The sequence below is a fragment of the Nostoc sp. CCY 9925 genome (assembly GCF_963920935.1).
In the GTDB taxonomy this organism is placed as follows: Bacteria; Cyanobacteriota; Cyanobacteriia; order Cyanobacteriales; family Nostocaceae; genus Nostoc.
The window spans coordinates 1-8,073 of the sequence record NZ_CAWUDO010000188.1; the positions used below are offsets into that span (position 1 = coordinate 1).

At 41.6% G+C, this 8,073-nt stretch carries 8 protein-coding genes and 1 pseudogene; all 9 read right to left on the minus strand.

The window, feature by feature from the left end:
- Positions 1-1,250: 1,250 nt before the first annotated feature.
- The 9 genes and pseudogenes from ACM0OY_RS38615 to ACM0OY_RS38655 all read right to left on the minus strand — a co-directional run bounded on the left by ACM0OY_RS38615 (position 1,251) and on the right by ACM0OY_RS38655 (position 7,763).
- A complete protein-coding gene (locus tag ACM0OY_RS38615; protein WP_414573998.1) occupies positions 1,251-1,496 on the minus strand; it encodes a hypothetical protein in 246 nt (81 codons plus the stop codon).
- Between the two features lie 80 nt (positions 1,497-1,576).
- Positions 1,577-2,915: pseudogene (gene dnaB / locus ACM0OY_RS38620) on the minus strand (replicative DNA helicase).
- A gap of 49 nt (positions 2,916-2,964) precedes the next feature.
- Positions 2,965-4,272 carry a helix-turn-helix domain-containing protein gene (locus tag ACM0OY_RS38625; protein WP_414573999.1) on the minus strand — a complete coding sequence of 436 codons (1,308 nt, stop codon included), beginning with the start codon at positions 4,270-4,272 and terminating at the stop codon, positions 2,965-2,967.
- The gene (locus tag ACM0OY_RS38630; protein ID WP_414574000.1) at positions 4,269-4,904 is read right to left on the minus strand and encodes a GIY-YIG nuclease family protein; all 636 of its coding nucleotides are present in this window, start codon (positions 4,902-4,904) and stop codon (positions 4,269-4,271) included. The genes ACM0OY_RS38625 and ACM0OY_RS38630 overlap by 4 nt, the downstream gene beginning before the upstream one ends.
- Before the next feature lie 277 nt (positions 4,905-5,181).
- Positions 5,182-5,736, minus strand: a complete 555-nt coding sequence (locus ACM0OY_RS38635; RefSeq protein ID WP_414574001.1) for a hypothetical protein — start codon at positions 5,734-5,736, stop codon at positions 5,182-5,184.
- 85 nt (positions 5,737-5,821) lie between these two features.
- The gene (locus tag ACM0OY_RS38640; protein WP_414574002.1) at positions 5,822-6,028 is read right to left on the minus strand and encodes a hypothetical protein; all 207 of its coding nucleotides are present in this window, start codon (positions 6,026-6,028) and stop codon (positions 5,822-5,824) included.
- A gap of 178 nt (positions 6,029-6,206) precedes the next feature.
- Positions 6,207-6,806: an alpha-ketoglutarate-dependent dioxygenase AlkB family protein gene (locus ACM0OY_RS38645; protein ID WP_414574003.1), complete on the minus strand. Its 600-nt coding sequence runs from the start codon at positions 6,804-6,806 to the stop codon at positions 6,207-6,209.
- The gene (locus ACM0OY_RS38650; RefSeq protein WP_414574004.1) at positions 6,803-7,126 is read right to left on the minus strand and encodes a hypothetical protein; all 324 of its coding nucleotides are present in this window, start codon (positions 7,124-7,126) and stop codon (positions 6,803-6,805) included. Before ACM0OY_RS38650 ends, ACM0OY_RS38645 begins: the two co-directional genes overlap by 4 nt.
- 58 nt (positions 7,127-7,184) lie before the next feature.
- Positions 7,185-7,763, minus strand: a complete 579-nt coding sequence (locus ACM0OY_RS38655; protein WP_414574005.1) for a hypothetical protein — start codon at positions 7,761-7,763, stop codon at positions 7,185-7,187.
- Between the last annotated feature and the right edge of the window lie 310 nt (positions 7,764-8,073).

An 8,073-nucleotide genomic window follows, 5' to 3' on the forward strand; every position in this document is an offset into this window, starting at 1 on the left:
ACATTTTCAGATCTGTTTTAATTTTTATTAGTAAATAAGATGCGGCCGCCCTGGGTGGAATCTATGCACAAAGTTCTGAAAAATTATGTGAAAAATATCTGTTTTACTGTTCTCCTAATGCTGTGACATTAAAATCACAGCCTTATAAGTTAGGTTAAAACACTCAAAAGCCAATCTCTAGCAATCCTATTTAAGTTGTGAAAAATATCAATAGTCGCTATTGTGGCTATTGATAGTTAATGCTCAACACCCTGTATGCAAGCTTTCACAAATTATCTAGGGCTGCTCTATGTAGAAAACACAGCTTATAATTATGTAGTAATTATTAGTTAACTAGTAGATAGAGAACAACAGGGCAAAATATTCTGAACTTTGTAATAGATAGCTATCACTCATCATTTGCGTAATATTAAATTTGAAAAATTATGAATCTTTTTGGGATTCTTGTATGCTTGATTCCGCAAATGAAAAGCAATTGCTTTAAAATTCGCTTATTTGGCAAATATCCAAATAGCTCTGTTCGATCTAGCCTTAACTCAATATTTATCACTATTCCTACTCAGTGTAAGCTTCTTTACCCAATCTTCAAGATGTAGCTTTTTGTAATATCTTATATATCGTACAAGAAACATAAGCTGAAATTTAATCTTTACTTAAATATATTTAGTTGATTTATTAAAAATTTGATACCTTGTTAATTTTCGCTTATTTCTTGACAAAGACGCATATTTTTGATGAAAATGCAATTCTTTATTGTGTCAGTAATAATTTTGTAATATGCATAGGTTTGTACTGAAAAATATATAAAATATTTTTATATATTAATCTAAAGACATCTCTGTACGAGTAAGTATCAAGTTCATACAAGATTCATATAATGCAATAATCAGCGTGAGTTTGCACATCAATGTGAAATGGGGCATGAGTAGCAACTTCTCTTTACAACGCCCGAATCAAAGCAACAGCAGCACAAGGGATGGAGCCGATAGAACGACCTTTCCAAACCGAGTTGATTTTTTCTTCTCAGTTAAAACCCTAACACCAATAATATGAATTATTTGGGTCGCGTTCACCAATGACACGGGGATATAATGCTGTTGAACCATCTTGTAACTTTTTATTTTTAGTGTGCTGATAGAGACATCTTTGACTATAAAGGGGTCAGTGTTTAAGGTTGTTCTATAAGAATTTTTCGGGCGTCCCAGACAACATTACCTGTGCTGGTTCACTCAAACCACCCCTAGTTGTAGTCATAAGCACGGTTGCTGGTCAATAAAAACCTGAGTCATCAAACAGCAAGCCGTCAGGTCTACCAAAGCTATGGCACAACCAAAAGGCAAATCATCCCACTCCACATAGTTGTCAGTGTCAGCCAATATTTGTTGATATTTGCTAAGGAAGTAATTGTGAGTTAATTTTTGCTCTATGTCGGTCTTTTTAGCAGCACAAATCAAAACAGGCCCTTTGTAGCTTGTCGCCCCTTGAACGGGTTTCATATTTTTTCAGACCCATTGGAATGAGTGTTGCCCAAGGCTGATGTAAACTGATAGCTTTGATGATGGTTGTACTCACAGTTTTAAAACCCCCGACTACGAGATAAATTCTTGAATCTCGTAAACTGATGGTCAAACAAAAGCTTGACTGTCCCAGTTGGGCCATTGCGTTGCTTACGAATAATTAACTCAGAAATGCCACGCTCAGAGGTATCGGGATTGTGCATCTCCTCGCGGTAGAGCATGATGACAACATCGCTGTCTTGTTCCACTGCCCCACTTGACCGCAAATCACTGAGTATTGGGCGTTTGTCATTGCGGCTTTCAACTTCACGGCTTAACTGAGATAGAGCCAGGACTGGCACATCCAAATCCTTGGCGAGTTTCTTCAGCCCGCGGCTGATTTCCCCAACCCGCTCGGTCATGTTGTTTCTAGAATCAGCACCTTCAGCCATCAGCTGTAAGTAATCCACAACCACAAGCCCAACGTTACCGTAATGCGATGAAACCCTCCGGACTTGACTGCGGATTTCGGTCAAGCTGGGGCAAGAGTTGTCGTTGATGAAAATCGGCAGTTCGCTCAAGGAAGTGATCGCTTGACTTAGAGGTTGCCACTGGTTATTGGAAACGCGCCCAGTTTCCAAGAAGTTGTTTTCAATGCCCGATTCACTGCTCAAGAATCGTTGTACATACTCATCCTGGGACATCTCCAAGCTGAAGATGCAGATAGGTAATTTTACAATCCCCGCAACATTAAGAGCGAGATTACCAGCCAAAGCCGACTTGCCAACCGAGGGACGAGCAGCCAGCACGTACAACCGCCCTTTACGGAAACCACCACCGAGTAAACTGTCCAAGTCGTAAAAGCCAGTGGACACAGCAGGGCTAGCAGTTCCAGCATGACGGGCTTCAATCTCGGTGAAAGCATCAGCCAGGGAGTCTGAAATGTGAACTAAATCTGTGGCAGAATGTTCAGACGCAATGCCGTAGACTTTTTGTTCGGCTTGGTCAAGGACAATCGGTAGCTCGGTTTCGGTTGCATAGCCGAGTTGAACGATTTCACTTCCCGCTTTTATCAACTGCCGCCGTTGGTATTTTTCCATGACCAAATCGGCGAAAGCGTTGATGTTCACGGCACTGACAGTGCGATCGACAAGTGTAGCCAGTTTATTGCGTCCACCGATGCGGAACAGTAAACCGTTGTCAGACAACCAATGGTAATGCTTGGCTGTAGAGCCTTTGTGCTGCTTGATAGATGTCTTTGTGGGCGTTGATGTAAAAGGCATCGGCACTCAGGCGATCGCTAATTCGGCTCATGGCATTAGGGTCGAGCATGATGCCGCCCAGAATTGCTTCTTCAGCTTCAATGCTTTGCGGGGGTAGGCGGTCTTGTTGGGCGGAAAAGTTTAGTTCGTGCGTCATGGTTTACCTAATTTGTTTTGATTTCTAGAAAGTCTATGATTCGTGTTGTTCACGCTGCTTGTGGATGCAGATAGGCGTACATGGTAGGTTGTGTAAGTTTTAACCAATCCAGCCATTTGTCCGTTGCACCCTCGTTTTGTTGGTCATAGCGAGTACTGAATTGAGCGATCGCTCGATCCGTGCCGACCTTATCCCCAAGGTCAAGTAGTTCGCAGAATGTAGCTTTGTGCCACTCAAGGGAGCGATTCGAGTAGTAACCGATGGGGTCAGTAGTTGCCTGAGATGTTTCTGTTGGTGATGCAACAGACTCAACAACTTTTGACCAATAGCCCAGCAGTTCTTCTAAGCCGCCCTTAGTTGCTTCCAGATTGCCAATGGACTTGATGACAGTGGGGATTTTTTCTTGCCACTCGCATTTGCTCCACTTAGCTCTTTCCTTGGCTATCAACTCGACCAAGCGGCGATCGCAGGTTTGGTAAATCTTGTCCCTGGTGAGCGTCCGCCAGGGGAAGCGCCAGCCACGCAACTTGATTTCGCTTCGGTAAACCGCAGGCAACGGGTCAGATGCCATGATGCTGGGGTCTAGTAGCACAAGATTTAACAAGTCCTCAATCGATTGGAATTTTGGTTTACTGGGTTTATTATTCGATTGTTCGGAAAACTCGAATAAGCCCGCCGCCATAGTTGGTCTACATGAGGGGTTATCGGTTTGAAACGAAGATCCTGATTTTGTTGACAACGAAGTGGGGGATTGGGGAATTGGTTCTTTGTCTTGGTTTAGTTGTTCTAAGTCAGTTTCTTCACACACACACTCTCTTGTAGAGGGCGCGGTATTTAGTGTGAGTTCTTTAGATGGGAATACTTTATTGGGATATACTTCGTCTACCAAATCAGGTACCACTACTCCTACCAGATTTGGTACCACTACCCCTACCAAATCAGGAACCACACCCCTACCAGATTTGGTACCACTACCATTATTGGAGGAGGTATCACCATTGTGTGCCGAGTTTTGATTAAGACTATTTGTCGTCAATTCTTGTCTAATAGCTGGTAAGCAGTGCGAGTCAACCCACTGACTTGGTTGAGTAAGTTGGTAAATGGATGTTCTGCCTCTGCGCTCTTGTACTATTGTGACTAACCTAGCAGCAACTAAAACCCGCAATGATTTTCGGACAGTTTTTTCATTCATCAAACAGCTTCGAGCCATGTTAGGGATAGATTCAAAGCAGCCTTCTTTACCAGCACGCCTGACGATGTGGGAATATAAACGATATTCCATTGGCTCCAGCCCGTACTCATCAAAGTGAGATGGAACAACTGGTAAAAAGTTTTTGCGTTCACAAGTCGTATTCATACGTTATACCTCCGTTTCATGTCTAAAATTAGTTGTTCAACATCCACATCAGAAAAAGAGAACCATTCACCAATTAAGCGTTGATACTGGTATTGTTCATGCAATTTATCTTCCAAAGAGTTAGCTGCTTCATAGGAGTCAAACTCCAGATAGAAAATGACATCTACATGAGAACCGCACTGTGAAACAATATTTTGAATACGCTTACGCAGGCAGGCTGTTAATCCGATTTTGTAAATCCCATCACCTAATCTTTTAACGAAATAAACAAATCCACCTTGAGAATTTTTAGGAACTAAAGGTAAATATCTATAGCGTGATTCTAATTGCCATTTCTGTTCCCAAAGCCTGTCTTGTGGATGTCCTTGTGATAAATAGGTTTCTTGACTCATCCATAAAGCTGTTGAAGAAATTTTAGGTTGAAATCTAATTAGTCTCTGTGTTGTTAAAAGATGAGCTTTAGCTGCTTGAAGTGCAGCATCACCAAAACCATTTAGTCGTGCTTTTTGAGCTAGTTCACCAGTAGTAAAGGTGGAGCCATCTGCTAAAAGAGAACAAATAAATTCACAGCAACGACGTGCTTTACTGGAAATAGATTTATCCTGAATAAATTGTATTTCTTCAGATTGCATGAACTGTCTTCCGTGAGGATTTAACTAAATCTGGAGATAACTGTTTTTACCGTTAAAGCATAATAAAAGTTTATCTCCAGGTAATAACTAATCTTCTTCCGTGTAAGGTTGTAATTCAAGAAAGCCCTACTCTTTTAATAACAAAGTCTATAGGTAGTAATCCAAGTTCATTTAAAGCGTAACTCAGAGCGTCTTGCAACGAGTAAAATTTAGACTCAACTAAAAGCTTTCATTATTTATCAAAAAGTTGAAACATAATTATCACACCTGTTGTTAGCTAAATGCAGAAAAGGCTAGATGGATAATCGGCATTTGACATAGCGATGACAGGGATGAGAATGCTATCTTCTTGAAAAGTCCAATATTCCAGAGAGCATTTAATAATATTGCCGACCATCTTACCGAGTGAACGAGTAAAAACTTGGGTTTCTATTTTCACTAGATTCTCTCTAGTAGCTGGGATATACATGAAATCGGTGGTATCGAGTCTGTCATCATACAGTTGAGCAATCCATCCCTTACCATGCTCTTGTATGAACGGCATCATTGAATCCATAACTTGTTCTTGATTTTCCACAAAAACTTGTCGAGCTACATTTTCAGAAGATGAAATGGGAAAAACCAATTGATGTTTTGTGCCGTTTAGCTGATCTTGTTGGTAGATGCTAGTATATTTTTCTGACAAGTTCTCGCTAACAAATGCACTCGAAGCAATGATCAAGTCAGATTCTTTCTGAATAAAACAATCAAAAACTTCCTGTAACTCATCTATAAGTTTAGGTTTGCCGTAAGATAGAGGATCTAATTGACGACGACGTTTTGCTTCTCCCATGATGTTTTCTCTGTTGGATTAACGAATGATTTTTAAGCCTTGGAATATTGAGGATTAACCAATCTTCGGTAGACAGCTTTCCAATTTATTGATGTGAGCCTTCCGAAGTAGTTGCTTGACCGTCAGCCTTAGCACGTTTGACTAGCTCTCCAAAACCCTGACTTTCATGTTCTCGTTCTAGAATCTGTCTGATTAAAGTGCTAACAGGAATCTTTTTCCATGCAGCAACAAGCCGATATTCTTCATAAGCTTTTTCTGATAAAGTGACTGAAAGCATATATCGTTCTGTCATTTTTTGCTCCGAAATCTGCGGTAGTTGGAAGATGTCGATTGAGCTAGATAGTACACGTATACTAAAATTATATCGAGGCTTTTCCAGCAATTTCATAGCAATTGCAATGCAAATGTATAATTATGCCCAATGATGAGTCTGCTATAGCCTCGAATCTTTCAATGGTTCAAGAGTTGGCTCATCTTTTACCCCCTACGTGCGGTCGAAATGTGAGATTGATTCGTGTGCTTACGACTTTGTTAGTCTTTGGAACTTGATGCACATGAGTAGCCTGACAGCCTGGGTGCATCACCAGCAGACTGCCGTGTTCGAGCCAAAAGTCAGTAGGCTTACCCCCGATGGGCTTGATTTGGAATTTGCGAACCGACCCCAAACTGATTGAAGCGATCGCTGGGGCAATTCCCATCGATGACTCCTTATCAGCGTGCCAACCAATAGAATCAATACCACTGCGATACTGATTACCGATGACAATACGGAAGCTGTAACCAGTGGTAGCGGTGATTTTGTCGCGTAACTTAGCCAGAGGTTCTGTCCAAGGTAATGGTTTGAGTAGTACGCTCTTGGAGTACAGATAATCACAGCCTTCGTCGCCGTAAATACATTCCAGGCGCGGAACGAGTATTGTTTTACCAACCATACGTATTTGGTTTTGTTGCCATTGCAATTCTTGGCAATGTTGATATAACGTGTCAGCTTCTTCCTTGCTCAAGAAATCTGGATAATAACTGACAGGTAAAACAGCGGTTGGTTCGTCAAAAAGCGACATCTGTTTCATAATTCTCCTGTTGCGTAGACGCAAAGCGGCTTGTCCTTGGACATCGCCAAAACAATTTCTTCTGCTTTTTCTTGTGAAATAGCCTGTTCGGGATTCTTGTAAAACCCAACAATTTGAGATTTGGGACGCACGATAATACGCTGTGTGGTTGTGCGTTTATCCCACACAAAACATGAGATGGTAAGATTAATATAAGGAATAGCCCCTCTGTCTAGATAATCTTGACAAGAATTATATTTACCAACCCCGCTAACTAATGGATAGTGATAAAAAGGTTTATCGCCTTCAAGAACTAATATTGATGCTGAGTAAATTTTCATCTTTTCTCTCTAACAACATTCATTAAAGTTATGGCTATTAACTGTTAACCAATGACTATCAAACAGTAACTACAGCTTTCTTAGAGAAAGCCCCTGCTTGCTTTAGGACAGCCACCGGATTTGGATGTGCGAAAAACTCTTCAATCGCTTTGGTCAAACCTGCCGCTACAGATGGGTCATGGCAGGCGTAAACATAAACTGATTGTTGAGTACCGTTGACTAGTCGATCCTCTTGGCGATCGCCCAATTGAGGGTAAAATGCCCTCACCCATGTACCCAGATGCCCTCGGTAATGTGAGCCACTTAGGGGAACTTTTTTACCAAGCTCATTCTCTGCAAAGTTCACCACGCCTAACCAGCGTTCTTTTGAGGGAGTCAACATCTTCCGGTTATGTTCAGCCAGAAGATTAGCAGCGTAGTCCTTCACCTGCTGTTCCATGTAAGGGTTGAGTCTGCCCCCTGTCAACTCGGCTAAAGTTTTCATCGCTTGGACAAGAGTATGCAATCGCTGTTCAAGTGGGGGAAGTGCAGGGGCAGTGATGGGTGGTGGTTCTGGTGTAACAGTAGGCACTGCTGCAACCAAGTCGAGAATAATGGTTCTAACTTGGGCTGCAATCTCGGATTGCTGTAACAACATTGCAATTCTCAAAGTCCCCAAAGCTGAAAAAACTCTGACCTGGGATGTCTTGGATGGTAGACAGAGCTTCTGTCGAGCATCTCGTAAGTCCTTGCCAGTAAGGGTTTTGGTTTCCAAGTCTCGAAATTCAGCCCCATTAACCCTGTAGAGTTCTTTGACAGCTGATTCAGTAACATCAAAATACTCAGCGATTTGTGCAGTAGTTGCCCAGCCTGAACCATTCCAAACTGCAAAGATAATTGCTTTAGCCTTAGTCCATTGGTGATAGGTTAAGATAAAGCGTATTTTGTCAATCAGTTAAAATACTCAA

Coding starts and splice junctions, on each gene's coding strand:
- ACM0OY_RS38635 (WP_414574001.1), bottom strand. CDS start 5,736: ATGGGAGAAGCAAAACGTCGTCGTCAATTAGATCCTCTATCTTACGGC.
- ACM0OY_RS38625 (WP_414573999.1), bottom strand. CDS start 4,272: ATGAATACGACTTGTGAACGCAAAAACTTTTTACCAGTTGTTCCATCT.
- ACM0OY_RS38645 (WP_414574003.1), bottom strand. CDS start 6,806: ATGAAACAGATGTCGCTTTTTGACGAACCAACCGCTGTTTTACCTGTC.
- ACM0OY_RS38640 (WP_414574002.1), bottom strand. CDS start 6,028: ATGACAGAACGATATATGCTTTCAGTCACTTTATCAGAAAAAGCTTAT.
- ACM0OY_RS38630 (WP_414574000.1), bottom strand. CDS start 4,904: ATGCAATCTGAAGAAATACAATTTATTCAGGATAAATCTATTTCCAGT.
- ACM0OY_RS38650 (WP_414574004.1), bottom strand. CDS start 7,126: ATGAAAATTTACTCAGCATCAATATTAGTTCTTGAAGGCGATAAACCT.
- ACM0OY_RS38655 (WP_414574005.1), bottom strand. CDS start 7,763: ATGTTGTTACAGCAATCCGAGATTGCAGCCCAAGTTAGAACCATTATT.
- ACM0OY_RS38615 (WP_414573998.1), bottom strand. CDS start 1,496: ATGAAACCCGTTCAAGGGGCGACAAGCTACAAAGGGCCTGTTTTGATT.